The organism is Streptococcus sanguinis (assembly GCF_019928825.1).
In the GTDB taxonomy this organism is placed as follows: domain Bacteria; phylum Bacillota; class Bacilli; order Lactobacillales; family Streptococcaceae; genus Streptococcus; species Streptococcus sanguinis_L.
Genome location: NZ_JAHZOP010000001.1, coordinates 560,171 through 582,589, shown reverse-complemented (window position 1 = coordinate 582,589; position 22,419 = coordinate 560,171). Strand labels below are relative to the sequence as shown.

The 22,419-nt window shown below is 42.3% G+C and carries 19 protein-coding genes and 1 pseudogene; 19 read left to right on the top strand and 1 reads right to left on the bottom strand.

Annotation, left to right across the window (positions count from 1 at the left end):
- Nucleotides 1–17: 17 nt before the first annotated feature.
- The 10 genes from K1J09_RS02875 to K1J09_RS02830 all read left to right on the top strand — a co-directional run bounded on the left by K1J09_RS02875 (nucleotide 18) and on the right by K1J09_RS02830 (nucleotide 8,668).
- Nucleotides 18–704 (top strand): response regulator transcription factor, encoded by a 687-nt coding sequence (locus K1J09_RS02875; protein ID WP_125434824.1) that lies wholly within the window; start codon nucleotides 18–20, stop codon nucleotides 702–704.
- Nucleotides 688–1,668 (top strand): sensor histidine kinase, encoded by a 981-nt coding sequence (locus K1J09_RS02870; RefSeq protein ID WP_223322364.1) that lies wholly within the window; start codon nucleotides 688–690, stop codon nucleotides 1,666–1,668. The genes K1J09_RS02875 and K1J09_RS02870 overlap by 17 nt, the downstream gene beginning before the upstream one ends.
- An 11-nt stretch (nucleotides 1,669–1,679) precedes the next feature.
- Nucleotides 1,680–2,060 carry a class Ib ribonucleoside-diphosphate reductase assembly flavoprotein NrdI gene (locus K1J09_RS02865; protein ID WP_223322365.1) on the top strand — a complete coding sequence of 127 codons (381 nt, stop codon included), beginning with the start codon at nucleotides 1,680–1,682 and terminating at the stop codon, nucleotides 2,058–2,060.
- 148 nt (nucleotides 2,061–2,208) lie between these two features.
- Nucleotides 2,209–2,964, top strand: coding sequence for a TraX family protein (locus K1J09_RS02860; protein ID WP_223322366.1), 756 nt, complete (start codon nucleotides 2,209–2,211; stop codon nucleotides 2,962–2,964).
- A gap of 174 nt (nucleotides 2,965–3,138) precedes the next feature.
- The gene (locus tag K1J09_RS02855) at nucleotides 3,139–3,918 is read left to right on the top strand and encodes an ABC transporter ATP-binding protein (protein WP_223322367.1); all 780 of its coding nucleotides are present in this window, start codon (nucleotides 3,139–3,141) and stop codon (nucleotides 3,916–3,918) included.
- Entirely contained in the window at nucleotides 3,899–5,899 is a 2,001-nt protein-coding gene (locus tag K1J09_RS02850; protein WP_223322368.1) for an ABC transporter permease, read from the top strand. The genes K1J09_RS02855 and K1J09_RS02850 overlap by 20 nt, the downstream gene beginning before the upstream one ends.
- A gap of 150 nt (nucleotides 5,900–6,049) precedes the next feature.
- Entirely contained in the window at nucleotides 6,050–6,916 is an 867-nt protein-coding gene (locus K1J09_RS02845) for an ABC transporter ATP-binding protein (RefSeq protein WP_223322369.1), read from the top strand.
- A gap of 1 nt (nucleotide 6,917) precedes the next feature.
- Nucleotides 6,918–7,763, top strand: a complete 846-nt coding sequence (locus K1J09_RS02840) for an ABC transporter permease (protein WP_223322370.1) — start codon at nucleotides 6,918–6,920, stop codon at nucleotides 7,761–7,763.
- A 22-nt stretch (nucleotides 7,764–7,785) separates the two neighbouring features.
- A complete protein-coding gene (locus K1J09_RS02835) occupies nucleotides 7,786–8,241 on the top strand; it encodes a LytTR family DNA-binding domain-containing protein (RefSeq protein ID WP_002923693.1) in 456 nt (151 codons plus the stop codon).
- A gap of 10 nt (nucleotides 8,242–8,251) precedes the next feature.
- Nucleotides 8,252–8,668 carry a DUF3021 domain-containing protein gene (locus K1J09_RS02830; protein WP_223322371.1) on the top strand — a complete coding sequence of 139 codons (417 nt, stop codon included), beginning with the start codon at nucleotides 8,252–8,254 and terminating at the stop codon, nucleotides 8,666–8,668.
- Between the two features lie 124 nt (nucleotides 8,669–8,792).
- Here K1J09_RS02830 and K1J09_RS02825 read toward each other — a convergent pair whose 3' ends face one another.
- A complete protein-coding gene (locus K1J09_RS02825; protein ID WP_223322372.1) occupies nucleotides 8,793–9,746 on the bottom strand; it encodes a hypothetical protein in 954 nt (317 codons plus the stop codon).
- 150 nt (nucleotides 9,747–9,896) lie between these two features.
- Between K1J09_RS02825 and K1J09_RS02820 the strand changes: the two genes are divergently transcribed.
- The 9 genes and pseudogenes from K1J09_RS02820 to K1J09_RS02780 all read left to right on the top strand — a co-directional run bounded on the left by K1J09_RS02820 (nucleotide 9,897) and on the right by K1J09_RS02780 (nucleotide 22,324).
- A complete protein-coding gene (locus K1J09_RS02820) occupies nucleotides 9,897–10,463 on the top strand; it encodes a TetR/AcrR family transcriptional regulator (protein WP_002918564.1) in 567 nt (188 codons plus the stop codon).
- 208 nt (nucleotides 10,464–10,671) lie between these two features.
- Complete coding sequence (locus K1J09_RS02815) at nucleotides 10,672–11,019, top strand: hypothetical protein (RefSeq protein WP_032912835.1); 348 nt, start codon at nucleotides 10,672–10,674, stop codon at nucleotides 11,017–11,019.
- Nucleotides 11,020–11,376 carry a class Ib ribonucleoside-diphosphate reductase assembly flavoprotein NrdI gene (locus K1J09_RS02810; RefSeq protein ID WP_223322373.1) on the top strand — a complete coding sequence of 119 codons (357 nt, stop codon included), beginning with the start codon at nucleotides 11,020–11,022 and terminating at the stop codon, nucleotides 11,374–11,376.
- A 33-nt stretch (nucleotides 11,377–11,409) separates the two neighbouring features.
- Nucleotides 11,410–11,595 (top strand): hypothetical protein, encoded by a 186-nt coding sequence (locus tag K1J09_RS02805; protein ID WP_223322374.1) that lies wholly within the window; start codon nucleotides 11,410–11,412, stop codon nucleotides 11,593–11,595.
- A gap of 291 nt (nucleotides 11,596–11,886) precedes the next feature.
- Entirely contained in the window at nucleotides 11,887–13,740 is a 1,854-nt protein-coding gene (locus K1J09_RS02800; RefSeq protein WP_223322375.1) for a SpaA isopeptide-forming pilin-related protein, read from the top strand.
- 186 nt (nucleotides 13,741–13,926) lie between these two features.
- On the top strand, nucleotides 13,927–14,667 hold the full coding sequence (locus K1J09_RS02795; protein WP_223322376.1) for a class I SAM-dependent methyltransferase: 741 nt from the start codon (nucleotides 13,927–13,929) through the stop codon (nucleotides 14,665–14,667).
- 666 nt (nucleotides 14,668–15,333) lie between these two features.
- A complete protein-coding gene (locus K1J09_RS02790) occupies nucleotides 15,334–16,197 on the top strand; it encodes a PrsW family glutamic-type intramembrane protease (protein ID WP_223322377.1) in 864 nt (287 codons plus the stop codon).
- Nucleotides 16,194–16,910 (top strand): annotated as a pseudogene (locus K1J09_RS02785) (PrsW family glutamic-type intramembrane protease); the annotation flags it as partial. The gene K1J09_RS02790 and the pseudogene K1J09_RS02785, both read left to right, overlap by 4 nt.
- Nucleotides 16,911–17,446: 536 nt before the next feature.
- Nucleotides 17,447–22,324 carry a SpaA isopeptide-forming pilin-related protein gene (locus K1J09_RS02780; RefSeq protein WP_223322378.1) on the top strand — a complete coding sequence of 1,626 codons (4,878 nt, stop codon included), beginning with the start codon at nucleotides 17,447–17,449 and terminating at the stop codon, nucleotides 22,322–22,324.
- Nucleotides 22,325–22,419 lie beyond the last annotated feature (95 nt).

Here is a 22,419-nt window from a genome sequence, read left to right as displayed (position 1 = left end):
GAAATCGGGAGGGAAAGATGCACAAGATTTTACTAGTAGAAGATGATCCGGTCATTCGTCAGATGATTAAGAAAATGCTGGAACAGTGGGGCTTTCAGGTAGTGGCAGTTGAGGACTTTATGGATGTGCTGACTGTCTTTGTACGAGAGGAGCCGCATCTGGTGCTGATGGATATCGGCCTGCCCTTGTTCAATGGCTATCATTGGTGTCAGGAAATCCGCAAGATTTCAACGGTGCCTATCATGTTTCTGTCTTCTCGCGATCAGTCCATGGACATTGTCATGGCTATCAATATGGGGGCAGACGACTATATTACCAAGCCTTTTGACAATAATGTCTTTCTGGCTAAGGTTCAGGGCTTGCTGCGCCGTTCCTATGAGTTTGGAAACGACCAGAGTCTCCTGGAGCACCAGGGTGTCATTCTCAATCTCAAGTCGACAGATCTGGTCTTTGATGGCAAAGTGGTGACCTTGACCAAGAACGAATTTCAGATTTTGCGGGTCCTCTTTGAGCACGCAGATGGTATCGTAGCGCGTGATGATCTGATGAAGGAACTCTGGAACAGCGATTTTTTCATCGATGACAATACCCTATCGGTCAATGTCGCTCGCCTGCGTAAAAAGCTTGAAGAGCACGGACTGAAAAACTTCATCGAAACCAAAAAAGGAATAGGATACGGTCTCATCAATGGACATACAGGATAAATTTTTCTTTCTTAAGTCTTACCTTTATTCGCGGCGATTTTTTCTAGCTCTTTTGATTCTGCTGCTAGGCTTTATTCTGCTATTTGCCTTTGTCTTTGATGCTTACCGCAGTCTGCTGGAATATGTTGCGCTCTTGCTGGCTTTTCTGTCTTTCTTGTTTATCGGAGCAGATGCTTGGACGGTCTTTAAGAGTTATCGCAGCCAGAAGCTGCAGCTCTCTGCTCAGGCTCAGACTCCTCTAGAAAAGCTCTTGCAGGAACGAGTGGAGGAGCTGGAGTACGAACAGAAGAATCAGCTCTTGGTTGAACAGGAGAAATACAATGATTTGCTGGACTACTATACTCTTTGGGTTCATCAAGTCAAGACACCTATTGCAGCCAGTTCACTTTTGATTGGAGATTTGAAGGATAAGGAAGCCAAGTCTCAGCTAGAGCAGGAGCTCTTTAAGATCGAGTCCTACGTTCATCTGGTGCTCCAGTACCTCCGTCTGGAAAGCTTTCATGATGATCTAGTGCTGAAGCAGGAAAATCTGGCTGATTTGGTCAGAGAAGTAGTCAAGAAATATGCCCTTTTCTTTATTCAGCAAGGACTCAGTCTCAATCTTCATGATCTAGACCACACGATTGTCACTGATAAAAAGTGGTTTCTAGTGATTTTGGAGCAGATCCTGTCCAATAGTCTTAAATACACAAAAGAAGGCAGCATAGAGATTTATTTTCACGAGGGCAGCCTCTATATTAAGGACACGGGTTTGGGGATTCAAAATGCTGATTTGCTGCGGGTTTTTGAGCGCGGTTTCTCAGGTTACAACGGTCGTTTGACCCAGCAGTCCTCAGGCTTAGGTCTTTATCTGTCCAAGAAAATTGCTGACCAGCTGGGACACAAGATTGCTATAGACTCTCAAGTTGGTCAGGGAACGACGGTTTCCATCGCCTTTCCTGAGAAGAAATTGATCTTTGAATAGGAGGAAGAAAGTTGCTAGTAGTGGTTTATGATAGTCTGACTGGTTTGGGCAAGAAGTTTGCTAAAAGTCTGGGGTTGCCTAGCCAGTCAGTCTGGAAAAAGCTGGAGGGACCCTGTATTTTGGTCAGCAGAAATAGCGGAGCAGGGCAGATTCCGTTGACGACCAAGCGTTTCATCAGAAAGTATGAGCATCTAATCAAAGGCTTTGTCATTAATGGCAATCAGAAGCGTTATCCGCAGACCTTTTGCGGGGCGACGGATAAGATAGTGGAGCAGTACGGTCTCCGCCATATTTGTAACATAGAGGGCTCTGGAACGGAAGCAGACCGACAAGCTGTCAAAGGATTTTTAGAAAAGTTGCAGACAGATGAAAGTTCTCATAAAAGGCACTAGGTTTTGAGCTATTTTAGGTAGATGCTTTGCATGATTTTTAAAAGTGACAAAATTGTAAGAATAAAACTAGCAAATGAAAGGTTAGGTTATGGTACCGGCCTTTCTTTTTTATTATCATAGAGGCAAGAAATAAGAAGGAGACAGAAAAATGAAATCAAAAGGTTTGAATGCTTTTCAGTTGAAGCTCTTCATGGCATTTCTTATGGTTTTTGACCATATCAGTCAGATACCGGGGCTGGTGCCAGACGGCTGGGATGGTGTCTTGCATGCCCTAACCCGCTGTGTCGGAGTAGCATTTGCCTTCATGGCAGTGGAAGGTTTTCTCCACACTCACAACCGTCTGGCTTACAATATGCGGCTCTTCTTTTGGGCAGCCCTGATGCAGACAGGAAACTGTATCCTGACGCTCCTATTTCAGGAGAAGGGCATCTACCTCACTCACAATATCTTCCTGACCTTGGCCTGCGGGGTCCTCATGCTGAGTCTTTTCTTTGGCTTTTCTGACAATGGCGGAGCTGCTAAGGAGCAGAAGCGTGGTTTGCGGCTGACGGCAGGAGTATTAGTCTTGCTGGCTGGGCTTCTCTTTAGCGAAGGCGGCATGGCTCTGCTTCCTTTCATGCTCTTAACCTACCTTTTTAGAAATCAAGTCTTTTTCAGAAACTTGTCCTATGTAGTTTGGGCGGGAATTCTCTTTGCCATGAGTATTCAAATTTATCCAACCTTGCAGGACACGCTATCAATGCTGCTCTATAACTCAGACTGGCTCTTTATCAGTGTTCTTCCTCTCTTGCACTTCTACAATGGTGAGCGAGGATCCAACAGCAAGTGGAGCAAATATTTCTTCTATATATTCTATCCAGCCCACCTTTGGCTAATTGCTTTGATTGCCTTTTGGGTAAAATAAAGCTCATCTCATCTTACAAAAGTGTAAGATTGCACTTTAAAATGTAAGCTTAGGTTATGGCAGAGCGGTTGGTATTGAGATAAAATAGACTTATCAATTAGGAGGCAGTTTATAAATGCTGCTAAAAGCAGGGCTTTGATAGGTGCCCTGCTAGACAGAAAGGAAGGAAGCAAGATGACATTATTAGATGTACAGCACGTGAAAAAAATTTATAAAACCCGCTTTCAGGGCAGCCAAGTGGAGGCCTTGAAAGACATTCACTTTACGGTAGAAAAAGGCGAATATGTCGCCATCATGGGGGAGTCAGGCTCTGGGAAGTCCACCCTGCTCAACATCCTAGCCATGCTAGACAAGCCGACTGAGGGCCGCGTCTTTCTCAACGGAACTGACACAGCAACCATCAAAAACAGCCAGGCTTCCAGCTTCCGCCGGGAGAAATTAGGCTTTGTCTTTCAGGATTTCAATCTGCTGGATACCCTGTCGGTCAAAGACAACATTCTCCTGCCGCTGGTCCTCTCTCGCCGTCCCATTACCGAGATGATGCAAAAGCTGGTCACGACCTGCAACGAGCTGGGGATTAACAAGCTACAAGAGAAGTTTCCTTATGAGATTTCCGGTGGCCAGAAGCAACGGGTTGCAGTAGCTCGGGCAATTATCACAGATCCTGAGATTCTGCTGGCGGATGAGCCGACAGGAGCCTTGGATTCCAAGTCTTCAGCAGCCCTGCTGGATGTCTTTGACGACATCAATGCCCTCGGTCAAACTATTCTCATGGTAACCCACTCGACAGCGGCGGCTAGCCGCGCCAAGCGGGTGCTCTTTATCAAGGATGGGATTCTTTATAATCAAATCTTCCGAGGTGACAAGACCGAGCGGCTGATGTTCCAAGAGATTTCCGACACTCTGACAGTTATGGCAAGTGAGGTGGGCAATTATGTTCAAACTAACGAGTAAACTGGCTTTGTCAAACCTGGTTAAAAATCGCAGTTTGTATTATCCATTTGCTTTGGCGACGGTACTGGCAACAGCGATTTTGTATAGTTTTGTTTCACTGGCTCATAGCCCTAATATGGAGAGCTCTTATGGCGGTGCAGCTGCTCGCATGACCTTGCAGTTTGGTATCCATGTCATTCAGATTGCCGTCCTTATCCTCATTACCTATGCTAATAGCTTCGTCATGAAAAACCGCTCCAGAGAGTTGGGAGTCTATAGTCTGCTAGGCATGGAGAAAAAGCATCTGCTAGTCATGACCTTCTTTGAACTCTGTGTCTTTTATCTAGCTACAGTTGGTCTGGGTATCTTGTCTGGCCTAGCTTTAGATAAGATGCTTTACGCAGTCCTTTTGAAATTGATGGGAATGCCGGCAGTTCTTGCCTCGACCTTCCAATGGAAGAACGTCTGGATGACTCTAGCCAGTCTGGGTATTGCTTTTGCGGTGATTTTGTTGCTCAACTCTACGCGTCTTCTACGCTATAGCTCTCTTAATTTAATGAAAGAAAAGAAAGCAGGCGAGAAGAAGGGACGCTTCCTTTTGCTGCAAACCTTGCTGGGGCTTCTGCTCATGGGTGTGGCTTATTATATGGCTTTGACCGTTACCAAGCCTGTCGCTGCTATCGGAAATTTCTTTATAGCTGTGGTTATGGTTATCATCGCAACCTATCTGCTTTTTAATGCAGGTTCGATTACACTATTGAAATTTCTCAAAAAACGCAAAGGCTACTACTATAAAACGCAGAATTTCATTTCTGTTTCCAATCTTATCTCGCGGATGCGTAAAAATGCAGCAGGATTGGCGACTATCTCCATTCTATCTACCATGCTCCTAGTGACTCTGGTTGGTACAATCAATATCTATGTTGGAGGTCAGGATTATATTACTACCTTGCATCCAAAGGATTACAATGTCAGTATCGTCTTGCCGAAATCGACCGATCAGAAGGAGGCTCTGTTGGACAAGGTCCAGCAAGTTGCTCAGGACACAGGTCTGAAGAAGCCAAGCTATATTACTTATCTCTACCAATCAGCCTTCATTACGAAACTGGCTGGTAATGATGTGACAGTTCCAATGCAAAGAGAGCTGGAGTCGGATACAAATATCTTGACCAAGTCTGCAGGCACGATTACGGTCATTAATCGTCAGGATTATGAAAAAATGACAGGGGAAAAGATAGACTTGGCAGACGATGAAACTCTTGTCTATGGAAAAAATATTTCCTTAAATAAGGACAAGCCACTCCGAGTGAATGGTAAGGACTGGAAGATTAAGCAGCTTTTATCGTCGAATTTCACGCATGGGGAAATCCCTAATCCAAACGATGTGACCATGGAGCAGGGTCTCTATATGGTGGTCAATGATAGCAAAGAGGTTAATCTCGATGTGGATCATTACTACTACATTGGAGTTGCTTCAGAGACTAAGGGAAGTAAAAAGTTTGTCGAGCAAGTCCAACTGGGGTTGAGGGACACTTTGGATCAGGAACAAGCTCAAGATGGTAGCTTCGCAATGGCTAGTGACCGTTATAGTTCAGAAAAGAGCTATCAAGAACTTACTGGAACCTTGCTCTTCATAGGTGTCTTCCTCTCGGTTATCTTCCTCCTAGGAGCTGTTCTAGTAATTTACTACAAGCAAATTTCTGAAGGATATGAAGATCGCGATGGCTTTATCATCTTGCAAAAAGTTGGTTTAGATGAAAAGCAGACTAGAAGTACCATTCGCAAGCAGATTTTGACTGTTTTCTTCCTACCTCTCATCTTTGCTTTTCTACATGTAGCAGCGGTCTTTCATATGCTGCGCTTGATAGTTGCCCTATTGGGTGTGACCAATCTTCCTCTTTTGATTCAGACAACACTTGCAACTTGCGGTGTCTTCCTCCTGACCTATATTTTAGTTTTCTTACTGACTTCACGCAGTTACCGCAAGATTGTCGCCCGCTAATAAACTTCCCTGACCGAATGGTCGGGGATTTTTTGATGTCTGGATTTTTACCTCTCATCTCCCTCATTTTACCGCTTGTCCAAAAAGCCGAGATTTTTCAAAAACAACTTGCTATCATAGTCTCAGAAGTAAAGAAGAGGAGAAAAGATCATGTTAGTAGAAACGAAAAATCTTAGCAAGGTTTATGGCGATAAGGTGGCAGTTAATGATCTGAATATTCAGATTGAGAGAGGCAGTTTTACAGCTATTCTAGGCCCTAATGGTGCAGGAAAGTCTACGACTATCCAGATGCTGATAGGTCTCTTGCGGCCGACATCAGGGCAGATTTGCTATGCTGAAAAGCTTAGGCTGGGTGTGGTTTTCCAAAACAGTGTGTTGGACGCCCGGCTGACAGTTTTGGAAAATCTGACCATCAGAGCCAAGCAGTACAAGGAGATGCCGTCAGGTAGAATTGAGCGCTTGGTCTCTCAGCTAGGTTTATCAGCCTTTGCCAAGCAGCCTTATGGAACGCTGTCTGGTGGTCAAAAGCGTCGGGTGGACATTGCGCGAGCCCTGCTCAATAGTCCCGACCTGCTCTTTCTGGATGAGCCGACGACAGGCTTGGATATCCAGACTCGGGAGAGTATCTGGAGCCTGCTCAAGCAAATTCAGAAAGAAGAGCAGATGACCATTGTCTTGACAACCCACTATCTCAATGAAGCTGATGATGCGGATAAGATTTATATCGTAGACCATGGTCAGGTTATTGCTCAGGGCTCCGCAGACCAGATTAAGGGAAACTACGCCCGTAATGTCTTGCGGATTTTGAGTCAAGATGTAGCAAGTTTAGAGAAAAGCTTGCCAAGAGGCTGCGCTTGGGAGCAAGTCAAGGAAGGGGAATTTATCCTCCACCCTAAAACGACTCAAGAAGCTCTGACCTTATTGGCTCAGGCTGGTCCCTATATCGAACAATTTGAATTCCAACCCGGAACCATGGACGATGCCTTTATGGCACTGACAGGAAGAGAGGTACGCTAATATGCTCGCTTTGATAAAACGTAATTTTTTACTTTATTTCCGCAACCGCAGTGGGGTAATTTTGTCCCTCTTCGGAGCCATTATTCCCTTTGTGCTTTATATCGTTTTTTTGAAAAATAATTACAAAGGCCATTCCAGCCAGCTGATGGACTTGTGGCTGATTGGCGGCGTGTTGGCAGTTACAGGATTAACGACCACATTGGCAGCTTTCTCTCGGCAGGTCGAAGATCGGGAGCGGAAAGTGACAGACGACCTCTTTATCACAGACTTGGGACCATGGGGCTTGCAGCTTAGTTATCTTGTCAGCTCTGTTATTATCGGCTTTTTGATGCAGGTCATTATGTTTGCCTTTATGCTCAGCTATTTTACGCTAGCGGATAACATTTCCTTTGAGTGGGGAGTCCTTCCTTACCTAATTCTTCTGATGCTCTTAAATAGCCTCTTGGCCACACTGATAAATGCTCTGATTGTTCAATGCTTCAAATCAGTGGATAGTTTAGGGAAATTGGCAACAGTAGTCGGAGCAACTTCTGGTTTTCTAGTGGGTACCTATATCCCCATTGGAACCTTGCCGAATATGGCGCAAAACCTGATGAAGCTTACGCCTTCTAACTACATGGCATCTCTTTTCAGACAGGTTCTTATGAAAGAAAGTCTAGCAGATACTTTTACTAATAGCAGCCAGTCACAAGCAGCTTTTGAAAAAACAATGGGAATTCGCATTGAATGGCAGGAGCTCTTGACAAGGACAGAAACTTTCTATATAGTTGGAATAGTTTTAGTTGCAATAGCGCTTATTTGGATGGTGCAAAATATGATTGCCATCCGCCGGCTGAAACTACAATAGAATGTGAATAGGGAGTTTCCTCTTGCAAGCAAAATTTGAAACAGATCCAACCATTTCATCCAAGGATCCGCTGGTTGTGGTCAAGGCAGACCAGCTAGGGGCAGAAGCCAAGGCCATCTTAGATTATTTAGAACAGTACAAGGCAGGGCCAAGTGGCGTCCTGCCTATCAAGTCGGACGATAAACTGGTCATGTTGAGGACTGAAGATATTATCCTAGCAGACATCAACCAGACAACTCTGATGATTTACAGCAGAGAAGGCATTTACCAGACGACAGAGACCTTGACTCGCTTTCAGCAACGGATTAACAGCTCGAACTTTATCCAGGTTTCTCGGCATGCTGTCATCAATATTGACCATCTGGAGTCTTTGTCTGACAGCTTTTCTGGCAATATGACGGCCAAGCTGACCAATCAAATCAAGACCGAAGTCAGCCGTCGCTATGTCAAACTCTTGATGGAATATCTGGGAATCTAGGAGGTAAGTGATGAGTATAAAAAAATGTCTACACGCTATATTGATGGGCATCCAGACAGGGAGTGCAGTCTATCTGATTGTCCTTGCTTTCTCTATTCAAAAACATCCGCCCACAACTAGTAATATCATCAGTGTCATGGTGATGAGCGGTTTGATTGGGATTGTCAGTTCAATGTTAAAAACTCTTGAAGACCGATTCTCTTTTTCAGTCTCGATTTTACTGCATTTCGCCGCTGTCGCAGTCTTAGTATGCTGTTTCATGGTCTATAATAACTGGGGATTTTTAATTGCCAGCTGGCATTTCTGGTTTAATTTTATTCTGATTTATCTCTTTGTATGGCTCTTTCGTTACTTGGATACAAATCTTAAGACCAAGAAGATTAACAGCGCCTTGGCCAAGCGCAGAAAGGAAAAAGAAGGCAAGTAACTTGCTGAAAAACGTTCTGACAAGCATATCATAAAAATAACTGGAGTTGGGACTGTATCCTGCTCCTGTTTTTTTGTATCTAAAAAACTCAAGCTAAATTTTCTAGCTTGAGTTTTATGTGATATTACACTCCCAATCTGATATGAGGGAAGTGGTTGTAGAGATAGTCAAAGGTTGACTGGAGTTTGGTATCTGTTGTTTTACCAATGTTCTTAATAGGCATTTGGTATTTCTTTTGATTGTTTCGAACAGCAACTAAGGTTGAGTTTCTGTTTGAAGCAACGAAGCCGCGATGCATGGTGAGAATGTGGTGGTAGAGATGGACGACCTGTTTGAGATCAATCGCCTTGAAACCTCGATAGTAGGTAATGAGATGGTCTTTATAAACAGCAATTTTCAGCACATCGTCGTGGAAAGAAGCTTGCTCCAGCAGGATATTGAGATTGTCTTTGGCCTCTGGATAGGCTGCATAGATTTCTTCGTAGGCAGCGATATTTTTCTTGCGGCCGATAATTCCTATAACGACAAAGAAAGCACTGAGTCCAATCAAAAACAGAATATAGAACATGAATGCAAGATTGTCAGATTCAAATTCAGTGATAGAGATATAGGAGCTGCTTGACATTACTGTGATGACTTCGGGATTGTCTGCTAGGAGACCGCGAACGAGGCTGCCATAATTAGAAATATATCCCTGATTCTTCTTAGGGGAGTTAGCATTAACGTAGGAGCCAACAATTCGGACAGGATTTTTTTCTAGCTCTCCACTCTTCTCTTTTTCCAAGAGCTGGGCAATCTGCTTGTCCCCTTTTTTAGCCTGCAGACCAACATATCCGTCTTGGTAGGCAACTAGCCAAACTTGAGTATTATCTTCTACTTCAATCAGGGCCTCTGGAAAAATATATGACACTTCAGCATAGACTGCTGAATCTGATCCAGACTCGCTATTTCGGTCATAGGCAGTCTTGGTGTTGACTTTTTGGTATTGGATAAAGCCCATTACTGCAGCAACAAATAGAAAAATAAGAGAAATTACCAGTAGGGCGATGGTACCCTGGTTTCGTCTTTCCTTGAGCATAGCTCAACCTCCAAAATATAATCTAAAAAATAATTTGATTAGCAAACTATCTTTTTTGTATAGTATAACATAAATGCTTGACAAGTGACAAGATTGTGTTAAAATATGAATGAACACAAAATATAATTCATTCACAAAAGAGGCGTGGAAATGGATAAAAAAAATGAGCTCCTGGCTGCGGCTAGAGAAGTCTTTGCAGAAAAAGGCTATAAGGCAGCTGGAATTTCTGATATTGCTAAGAGAAGCCATATGGCTGTCGGATCCTTTTACAAGTATTATGAGTCTAAGGAAGCTATCTTCTTGGAGGTTTATGTAGCTGAAAATAGCCGTGTACGTGAGGAAATCATGCAACGCGTAGACTGGCAGGGCGAGCCTGAGGCAATCATTGAACAGCTTTTTGCAGTCACTTTTGAATTGATTTCGCCCAATAAAATTCTAGCTGAGTGGAACAAACCAGGTATTTCTCAGATTCTGCATGATTACTATAATCAGGATTCTGGACGAGCGTCCAACGCTTTTCATCATTTTCTGATTCAGACATTCAGCCAGCGCTTGCAGGAAGAGGGTTTTTCGAAGGAGAAAATAGCTGAAATTATGAAGGTTTATGACTTGATTTACTACATAGACATGCATGTCACAGAGCAGGAATTTTCAGGCTACTTCAATAGCATTGAGACTTTAGTGAAATATTTTGTTAAGGGAATTTTTTCCAAATAGAGGAAATTCCTTTTCTTAGAAGTAGATATGAATGAATTTCAAAAAATATTCATTCATAAACAAAGGAGGTGATGTCTTATGTAGTGCGAATAGGAATTGGAAGGTATTCAAGAAACGTGATTGGATAAGTATAAAGTGAATTATTTTTTAGAAAGTTTTGAATGAATATTACAAATTGTTCATTCAAAAACAGAAAGTGAGGAAAAGAATGAATAAGCAAGGAGGATTTGCCATGAGTGGAATGGCTATTTTGGGTATCTGTCTGGTCGCGATTGGTCTTTTGACCATTGGCTACGGCGGTGTGACAGTTGGTTTTAGTTTAAGTGTGGATTTTCAGTCATTTTTAGTCGGAGGTCTCATCATTGTCCTAATCGGAGCAGCTTTGATTCCGGGCTTGCCGGCAGTTGCTAAGCTGACAGTACTGGCTTTGACAACTTTGTCATTGCTGATGTATATTCACATGATGCCAGATTTGGAGTTTATGCTTATGCTCATCTCTGATGTTGTGGTTTTAGGCTTTGCAGCTTGGTTTGCTATCCTTTTTTTAAGAAAGTAGGTGATGAAGATGATTGTAGTTTATGATTCAAATACTGGTATTGGTAAACGATTTGCAGAATCACTGGGCTATCCGACCCAGACCATCAAGGAGAAGCTGGAAGAGCCCTGTATTCTCATTACTCGAAATGCTGGTGCTGGGAAAATTCCTTGGTCTACCAAACGCTTTATCAAGAAACATCCTGGGCTGATTAAAGGTTTTGTTAACAATGGTGACTCTGTTAAACACGGCCGGACCTTCTGCGGGGCGACTGCCCTGATTATCGAAAAATATGGCCTCCAGCATATCTGTGATATTGACAGAGGCGGTAGTCCAGAAGATGTCAAGACTGTGCAGGCATTTTTGGCGGAGTGCTAGTCTCATCAAGTTTCGCATAAATGGAGAACTCGTATGTCTAGGTTCAAGAAAATTGGGAACTTGTTTCTGGCTCTGATTTCTGCCTTTATCCTAACGGCCTGCGGTCATACACAGAAAGTGCCCGACACTTCAGATAAGACGGAAAGAAATTCTTCTAAACAAGAAGAAACAGATCAGAATCAAGTAGATGCAACTTCCAGTGCGTCACAGAAAGATTGACCTTTTTGTCAAAATAGAAGAGCTTAATTTGTTCAATGATTTTTAGGTCATCTTTTGGCCTGTTTTGCTTACCAATAGGAGAGAGAAGGCTTAGCATCTTCTGTCTCCTTTTTATGATAAAACCCTCTGAGCATTCCTATAGTTTTTTAATAGTCAATATGGTACAATGAATTAGTATTGTCTTTCCAGTGTTTGTCAAAAAGGCAGAAAAACATGAAATGAACGTGTTCAACTGGCTGGCCAATACGCTGTACTTTTAAACAAATTTTACTTGTGAGAAAGGAAGATTGAATGAATAAAAAACTGAGAGTATGGTTTCAGCTCATCATTCTCTGTCTAGGCGTGTTCCTGCCTTTCCTAGCCGGAACCCTTAAGGCTCAGGCGGCGGAACTCAATGATGTCATCACTGAGATGCACCTCACCACTAACTCTGGTGAGCAGCTGACCAATGGTGTGGATATCTGGCAGACCTTCCGCGTTTATGCTAAGTTTGCCCTGCCAGACAACCAAGCCCATGCAGGTGATACAACGGTGATTCATTTACCGAATGAGTTTACCTTTGGGAATTCTTCAGCTATTGAGCTCAAGGATGAAAACGGAGCCCTGGTGGCTAATGGAGTCCTGGATAGCGATGCCAAGACCATCACACTGACATACACAGACTATGTGGAGCAGAAATCCAGTGTCAGAGGCGAGTTTTTCTTTTATTCGCGGATTGACCACGAGGTTGTCACAGAGGAAAGGGATATTCCAGCTACTTTCACGGTAGGCAATAATAGGATTCCAGCCGGCAGCATTCACTATAATGGACCTCCGAAAAAGTATGAGTCCCTGCTAGAAAAAAGTGCTTTTCAATGGGACGCTGATGCTAAGAATGAAATCCGCTACAATGTAGCCATTAACCGCAACATGGGGAACTACAAAAATGTCTCTGTGACGGACAAGCTGGGTGATACAAACGCTAAGATTGTTCAAGATTCTGTGCGAGTGTATAAGGTTTCTTGGCGCTGGAATAATGGAGATTGGGCGCGTGATTCGACTGAAGATGTAACAGCAGACTTCCAGTCTAAGATGACCTTTGGCGCTGAAGGCGATAGCTTGACAATCAACTTCGGAGATGTAGAAGGCTTCGGCTACCTAGTTGAGTACAAGACGCTGGCCGACTATGATTTGGCTGATGGAGAGGTTGTAGGAAATAAGGCTACCATGAACTACAACAATACCGAGACAGTGTCTGTCACCAACGAGTACTCTTATCAGATTGCTGGCGGAAAGTCCGAAGGCTATAACTTCAAGGTTAAGGTTCACAAGACAGATGAGTCTAATGCTTCTCTGAGCGGTGCAGTCTTTGAAGTGGTGCGGAAAGCGACCAATAAGGTGGTTGGCACAATCACGACAGATGCGGATGGGAATGCGGAAGTTGGTAATCTTCTGCGCGACACTTATATCCTGCGTGAAACGACTGCTCCAGCAGGTTATGACCGCCTGACAGAGGATATTACGATTAGTCCGACGGATTTTGGTAAGACTTTGAACGTAGGCAGTCCGGCATCTGGAGATTCTGGAGATAGCAGATTGGTTGCAGTCAATGTGGTCAATAAGCAAATTCAAACTCCAACGGATAAACAGGTAACGTTCAGTAAGGTCAATCTAGCTGGTGAGGAAATTGCCGGTGCTCAGATTCAAATTTTCAAGGGGCGGGAAAGCAAGGGCAGTCCTGTCGCATCTTGGACTTCAGAAGCTGACAAATCTAAAGAAATTAACCTAGAGCCAGGTGTTTACACCTTCCATGAGGAAGCGGCTCCGACAGGTTATCTGGCTGTGACTGATATTGTCTTCCAAGTCAATGAAGATGGCACTGTAACAGTTCTAGACGCCAATAGCAATGCTGTAGAATATACAGATGGCAAGTTGTTCATTACTGACCAAGTGGCACCAGCTGAACCTGGTACGCCTGATAAAGCAGTTCAAGGCGGTATTAAACCAAATCAATCATCTGATTCTGATAAAGCAGCAGACGGTCAAGGAAAATCTAAAAAAGTTCTTCCTGCGACTGGCTCTGCTGAAAGCCTTGGACTAGTTCTTGCTGGTCTGGTAGTTCTGACTCTTTTAGGACTTTACCGTAAGACTCGACTGAGCAAATAAATAAAGAGAAGATAGAGCAGAATGCTTTATCTTCTTTTGTTTGCACATTTTTTGTCTAGTTTTTTTGCAGCTTACTTAGCAATTTCTTCCAGTTACTCATGCTGGGCAGCCACTTACGGAAAACCTCTTGTTTTTGTCTCAGAATCCTCTATAATAAATGGCAAATAGAAAAAGGAGACAGAAGATATGACAGATACAAAAATACAAGAGAAGCTGAAGCCAAGATTGAAGTTAGAGGATCTTCAAAAAGACGGAGACATCTATCTGGCGCTGAATCCGGACTATGTCTCAGGGGACAATGCCAAGTATATGAACATGTACAATCGTTTTGCTCGCTGGTATGATATGAGTGAGAAATGGCTTGGCGGCCTTCTCTATGGCAAGACAGTCGACAAGTTGAGAAGAGATCTGATGGCAGAATTAGAATGGAAGAACCATTTGTCAATTCTTTATGTCTCTATCGGAACAGGCCACGACCTGCGCTACATCCCTAAGAATATTGAACTGAAAAGCCTAGACTTTGTCGGGGCGGATATTTCCATAGGCATGCTGAAAAAATGCCAGAAATCCTGCGCCAAGAAGACCAATCTGCAGCTCTTTCATGCTTGTGCAGAGGACCTGCCCTTTGCGGATAATAGCTTTGACATCGTTTATCATATCGGTGGGATTAATTTCTTTAGCGATAAGGCCAAGGCTATGCAGGAAATGCTGCGGGTGGCTAAGCCAGGAACTAAGATTATGATTTCAGACGAGACGGCAGACTATGTGGACCAGCAATATAAGAAGAACCACTTCAGCAAGGACTATTTTAAGGACGCTACCGTTGATTTGGGAGAAATTGAGGCCGCTATACCGGCCGGTGTCAAGGAGAAGGAGTTGAAACTCCTCTGGGACGGAAAATTTTATGTCCTGACGTTTAGGAAATAAATCAGAAGAACTGGACTTTGTTTCCGGTTTTTTTGATTCTGAATAAAAGAAACATTCGACACAGTTTAATTGTTAGAAAAATATTCCTTCATGCTAAGTGATAAAAATGTAAGTTTAAAAGCTGAAATGAAAGGTTAGATTACAGAAAGGTTATCTTTCTTTTTGCATAATAGGGGGTGCCCTTTTGATGTTCTTCAAATAGAGAAATGATTTTAGGGCTAATATCATACTTTTTAGAAAGGAATATTGTATGAAAAAAATAACTGCAAATTTTTTGAAAAATAATTGATGTTTGTATTCTAGAATATTTAATATGAGGGATTAAAGAAAGTTTAAACTTTTTACAATAAATTGACACCGGAAATGAAATGACAGATTATATTAGAATTGCTTATGTTTGCAATCTTACAATACTGTAAGATTATAAGTTTGGAACGTAAGATTTATGTAAGATTAAAATTTTAATATTTTGCTAGAATGAAATTAGTAATATGTTTTACTATTTCATTCAAAAATTTTTGACGGTTGATTTTAAGAATCTGATCTACAAGCAGTCAACTACATTATTTTCAAGAGGATAAATTCGATGAATTTTAAGCAAAAAAATGATAATCATTCGTTTTCGAATAAGTCTTTTTGTAGTTTTTCTTGAAAAGGAGGCTTTTTATGAGGAAAAATATTGTCTTATTTAGCTACCTATCCTTGATTTGTCTTGGGTTAGGATTATCCATGAATCCTTACTTATCTTATAGTTTGTCTGCAAAAGATTATGGGATTGTTGGTGTAGTGAGTCTGCTTGAACTCTTCTATATTGTTCCTATTATAATATTATTGGCCTATTTGGCTCGCAAATGGCGAACACCTTCTGTTGCTCTTTGGCTAGCTTTTGTAGGTGGCTTATTTTTATCCAGTTTTTTTGCTATAGTTGGTGATGAGAGCATTTTTGCTTGGTTAAAGTCAACTTTTCCTAGCCACTCATTCTTTAATATCTTTAAAGATTCTTTAGTAGCCCCATTTATTGAGGAGCCAGTCAAGTTATTAGCTGTTGTTTGGGCAATATATTTTATGCCTGTGAAAAATATAAAATCTATACTGTTGCTAGGCTATGCGGCAGGGACAGGATTCGAGATTAGGGAGCAGTTCACTTTTATTGCTAAAAATTTAGATAAAGGATTGGCTTATTCCATTTCTCAGGCTCTGGGGAGAATTTTCGCAGCTTTGACTTCTCACGGGCTTTATACAACTTTAACGGCTTTTGGCTTAATACTCATGCTACTTTATTATAAGAAGAATCAATCAGTATTTTATAAAGGAATATTTTGTTTCATTTTGCCTTTTGTTTTGCATTTTCTATGGAATTTACCAAACGGTCACTTATCCTTCAGTCCCCTTATGATTGCTTTTGAAGTTTCTTTCAGTTTAGTTGTTCTTTACGAAGCTTTTCATTTTGCCAAAAAATTTGATCGAAAACAAGACTTAAACATTGGTAACAACCATTTCCTTGATTTCAGAATGGGGGTAAAGGAATGAAGAAAAGACTTATTCTTTTTATTTACTTTTTTCTAGTGATACTTGGACTAGGAGTCGTTACAGAACCTTATATCTCCTATAGTTTGTCAGGTACTGATTATGGGATAGTGGGAGTAGCTAGTTTATTAGAAATTTTCTATATTGTTCCAGTCTTTCTTTTGCTCTTTCTTTTGGCTAAAAAATGGCAGACCCCCTTGGCAGCTATTTTATTAGCACTGATAGGCGGACTTTTCCTGTCGAAGTTTCTATCTAGTACGGCTGATAGGGGACTGACTTATTTATTAGAAAGTAACTTTCCTAAGACTTCCTGGGTGAATATCATTCAGGACTCTGTTGTTGCTCCGCCTATTGAGGAGCCTGCCAAACTTCTAGCAGTAGTCTTCGCCTATTACTTTGTTCCAGTAAAAAATCTAAAATCAATATTGCTGCTGGGCTATGCTGCGGGTACAGGATTTGAAATTCAAGAACAATTTGTTTGGATTGCTAATAATGTAGACCGTGGTTTGGCTGATTCTCTATCACAAGTCATAAGCCGTTTAGTTCCGGCTTTTATGTCTCACGGGCTATATACATCTTTGCTTACTTTCGGTCTTGCATTGATATTACATTATCATAAGAAGAATCAATCTGTATTTGCTTATGGCCTATTTTGTGTTATGCTGCCTTTTGTTTTACATTTCTTGTGGAATCTGCCAGCGAATCAGACTTATTGGGGTCGGATAATTCTAGCTTTTGAGCTTGCTTTTAGTCTTTTAGTCCTCTATAAAGCCTATGGTTTAGCAAAAGATATAGATAGGCAGTCAGGTGAATTACAATTGAAAAATTCTCATCTTTTTAGAGGCCGCTATACCGGCCGGTGTCAAGGAGAAGGAGTTGAAACTCCTCTGGGACGGAAAATTTTATGTCCTGACGTTTAGGAAACAAATCAGAAGAACTGGACTTTTTCCGGTTTTTCTATGTTATTGAGGACATTGATTGTCAGACGTAATTGACCCTAACAATAGTGGTTTGATTTGCGAATGAACCATATAAATCGTCCACCTCTTCTAAATGACAAAAAGGTAAACAAATGTTAAAAAAATCTTCTTTTGTGTATAGCCATTTTTCTTATAGTATGATAAAATGTAGATGTAATGTATCTATAAATGTTCGCTTTTTAGAAAGCGGGCACTGACAAGATGGGGAAGCTCAGTTAGTATACAATTACATTGTACATTTAAAACTGAATATTGTGAGAAAGGAAAATTGCATGAACAAAAGGATTAGAGCATTGCTCCACCTTATTATTCTTTGTTTAGGAGTCATTTTGCCATCAGTAGCTCCTCTTACTCAGGTGCAAGCAGCTGAGTTTGGTGATGTTATCACTGAGATGAGCTTGAAGAATTCTTCAGGTGGTGATTTGACGCAGGGAATTGATATTTGGGAAACTTTTCGAGTTTACGCAAAGTTTGTCTTGCCGGATAACCAAGTACATCAAGGAGATACGACAAAAATCACCTTGCCTTCTGAGTATGCATTTGGGAACTCTTCAGCTATTGAGCTTAAAGACAGCTCGGATAACGTAGTGGCAAATGGATTTTTGGATTCAACCAACAAGACCATTACTTTGACCTATACAAATTATGTTGAGCAAAAGTCTGGTGTTCAAGGAGAATTCTTCTTCTATGCACGAGTTGACCATGATGTAGTGAGACAAGAAGGTGACTTGAATGGTGGATTTACCGTAGGAGGTCGGATGTTGTATCCGGGAATCGTCCATTATAATGGACCGCCCAAAAGATATGACTCAAAAATTGAGAAGAGCTCTTATCAGGCAGCAGAAGACGGTAAGAATGAAGTTCATTACAATATTGCGATTAACCGCAATATGGAGAATTATACCGGAGTAACGATAACTGACAAGATTACCTCGCCTAATTTTAAAATCATGAGGGACTCAATTCGGGTCTATAAAATTGCTTGGCGCTGGAATAATGGAGATTGGGTGCGGGATTCAACAGAAGACGTGACAGCTAATTTCCAATCAAAAATCACGGAAAATGCTGCTGGTGATGGATTCACGATTGACCTTGGCGACATGGATGGTTTCGGGTATTTGCTGGACTATAAGACAAAAGCAGATTACGATCTAGTTGATGGTGAGCGCGTTTCCAACAGTGCTACCATGACCTATAATGGTGGTCAAACAACGACATCATCTGAAAATCGTTCTTATCAGATTGCAGGCGGTGTTGGAGAAGGCTATGTTTTCACCATTAAGCTCCATAAGGTCAATGAAAATGGTGAAAATCTGCAAGGTGCTGAATTTGAAGTTGTTCGTGATCGGACCGGTGCAGTTGTCGGAAAATTAACCACAGATTCTAACGGGAATGCCAACTTGGGTGACTTGTTGCGCGATGATTATACCATCCGTGAAGTGACCCCTCCTACAGGATATGATAAATTAACTGAGGAAATTAAGATTGGGTCCCAGGATTTTGGAACAGACAAATCTGTATCGCGTGAAATCGTCAATAAGAAGACGGTAACTGAGCAGGATATAACCTTCAAAAAAGTAGATCCAAACGGGAAAGAAATTCCTGGTGCGCAACTGAAAATCTATAAAGGTGATCATGTTGATCAGGAAGAAGCTCCCGTTGCAGACTGGACTTCAGAAGAAAATACTTCTAAAGTCATAAAACTGTCTCCAGGAACCTATACATTGACTGAAGCTAACGCTCCTGCTGGTTATCAATATGTTGAAGATATCACATTTACTGTAGGTGCTAATGGCACTGTTACTCTTGTGAAAAAAGGAGCAGAAGATACCGTTCAAGCAGCGGGTTCAATTCTGACGATTACCGACAAGGAGGACAATAGTCCTAAAGCCATTACCTTCAGCAAGGTTAACCTAGGCGGTACTGAAATTGCTGGTGCTCAAATTAAGATTTTCAAAGGCAACAAAGCGCAGGGTCAAGCTCTTGAAAGCTGGACATCCGAAGCTAATCAGTCTAAAGAAATCAATTTGGAGCCTGGTACTTACACCTTCCATGAGGAAGCCGCGCCAACTAGTTACCTCAAAGTAACTGACATCACATTCCAAGTCAAACATGACGGTACGGTGGAAGTGACTAATGTCGGAGAGAAAGACTCCAAAGGTGAAAACAATAAAGTTGTGACTGACGGAGCAACCTTGAAGGTAACAGACAAGGATGACGACTCAGAACGGGATGTGACGATCAAGAAAGTAGATCCAAACGGGAAAGAAATCCCAGGGGCGAAATTGAAACTCTACAAAGGCAGTCGAATTCGTCCTGAAGCTAAGCCTCTTGCAGAGTGGACTTCCGAAGCCAACGCATCTAAGGTAGTTAAGTTAGCTCCAGGGACCTATTCTCTGAAAGAAAGCCTTGCTCCTGCTGGATTTGTAGCTGTAGAAGATATTAAGTTCACAGTTCATTCTGATGGTACCATTACAGTTGATGCTAAAGGTGCAACAGATTCTGTTGAAGCAAATGGCTTGGTTCTTACTGTAACCGATAAAGAGGACAATAGTCTGAAAGCCATTACTTTCAGTAAAGTTAACCTTGGTGGTACTGAAATCGCCGGTGCAGAGATTAAGATCTACAAGGGCGATAAGGCAGAAGGGCAAGCAGTCGAAAGCTGGACATCTGAAGCTGGTAAGTCTAAAGAATTGAACTTGACTCCAGGTACTTATACTTTCCATGAGGAAGCAGCCCCAACAGGCTACCTCAAAGTAACAGATATTACTTTCCAAGTGAAAACTGACGGAACAGTAGAAGTAACCAATGTCGGCGAGAAAGACTCTAAGGGTGAAGACAACAAGGTCGTAACCAACGGCTCAACTGTTACAGTAACGGATAAAGACGATGATAGTCCAAAAGCCATTACTTTCAGTAAAGTTAACCTTGGCGGTACTGAAATCGCAGGTGCAGAGATTAAGATCTACAAAGGCGATAAAGCTGAAGGCCAAGCTGTAGAAAGCTGGACTTCAGAAGCTGGCAAGTCCAAAGACCTTAACTTGGCACCAGGTACTTATACCTTCCATGAGGAAGCAGCCCCAACAGGCTACCTCAAAGTAACAGACATTACTTTCCAAGTCAAAACAGACGGTACAGTGGAAGTGACCAATGTCGGCGAGAAGGACGCTAAGGGTGAAGACAACAAGGTCGTAACCAACGGCTCAACTGTTACAGTAACGGATAAAGATGATGACCTACCGCGTAAGATTACCTTCAGTAAGGTCAACCTTGGTGGAACTGAAATCGCAGAAGCTCAAATCAAGATTTACAAGGGCGATAAAGCTGAAGGTACAGCCGTAGAAAGCTGGACTTCAGAAGCTGGTAAGTCTAAAGACCTTAACTTGGCACCTGGCACTTACACCTTCCATGAGGAAGCAGCCCCAACCGGCTACCTCAAAGTAACGGACATCACCTTCCAAGTCAAGCATGACGGCACAGTAGAAGTGACCAATGTTGGTGAGAAGGACGCTAAGGGTGAATCTAACACCGTAGCGACAAATGGTTCAACTGTTACGGTGACTGACAAGGACGATGATCTCCCACGTAAGGTGACCTTCAGTAAGGTCAACCTTGGCGGAACTGAAATCGCAGGTGCTCAGATCAAGATCTATAAGGGCGATAAGGCAGAAGGCCAAGCAGTAGAAAGCTGGACTTCGGAAGCTAATCAGTCTAAGGACATCAACTTAGCCCCAGGAACCTACACCTTCCATGAGGAAGCCGCTCCAACCGGTTACCTCAAAGTAACCGACATCACATTCCAAGTGAAAACTGACGGCACAGTAGAAGTGACAAATGTTGGTGAGAAGGACTCTAAAGGTGAAGAGAACAAGGTCGTAATAAACGGCTCAACTGTTACAGTGACCGATAAGGATGATGATCTTCCACGTAAGGTAACTTTCAGTAAGGTCAACCTTGGAGGTACAGAAATCGCCGGTGCTCAGATCAAGATCTACAAGGGCGAGAAGGCAGAAGGCAATCCAGTCGAAAGCTGGACATCCGAAGCTAACAAGTCTAAGGACATCAACTTGACTCCAGGTACTTACACTTTCCATGAGGAAGTCGCTCCAACCGGTTACCTCAAAGTAACGGACATCACTTTCCAAGTCAAACATGACGGCGCAGTGGAAGTGACTAGTGTAGGAGAGAAAGACTCTAAGGGTGAAGAAAACAAGGTCGTGACAAACGGCTCAACTGTTACAGTAACCGATAAGGATGATGACCTTCCACGTAAGATTACCTTCAGTAAGGTCAACCTTGGTGGCGAAGAAATCGCAGGAGCTCAAATCAAGATCTACAAGGGCGACAAGGCAGAAGGCAATCCAGTAGAAAGCTGGACTTCGGAAGCTGGTAAGTCTAAAGAACTAAACTTGGCACCAGCTACTTACACCTTCCATGAGGAAGCCGCACCAACCGGCTACCTCAAAGTAACGGACATCACCTTCCAAGTCAAGCATGACGGCACAGTGGAAGTGACAAACGTTGGCGAGAAAGACTCCAAGGGTGAAGACAACAAGGTTGTAACCGATGGTTCCAAAGTGACTGTAACCGATAAAGACGATGATCTTCCACGTAAGGTGACCTTTAGTAAGGTCAACATTGGCGGTACTGAAATTGCTGGTGCAGAGATTCAAATTTTCCAAGGCAAAGAGGCAACTGGCAATCCTGTAGCGAAATGGACTTCAGAAGCAAATACATCGCATGAGCTTGGATTAGCTCCTGGAGTATATACCTTCCATGAAGCTGCAGCCCCAACCGGTTACCTAGCTGTTACCGACATTGTGTTCCAAGTGAATCTCGATGGCACAGTAACAGTTGTAAATGCTGATGGAAATACAGTAGAATACAAGGATGGGACGTTAGTCGTAACTGACCAAACGAAACCGACTGGCCCAGACAAGGATCCGTCTAAAAAAACAGATGAACCAGATCCGAAAAAATCAAATCAAGATAAACCAATAGAAAAAGACCAAGATAAACCTGGAGATAAGGGGAAGACGAAGAAAATTCTGCCTTTCACAGGTACAGAAATCAGCTTTACGCTACTTGCTTTCGGTCTGATTCTAATAGTTGGTTGTGGGGTTTATTTTGGGATTCGTTTAAAAAAATAAAACAGAAAACAAGTGTCAATGAAAATTGACGCTTGTTTTTTTTATGCAACTGACCATCGTTTTCTTACCGGATACCTGATGGTTAATACCACTTA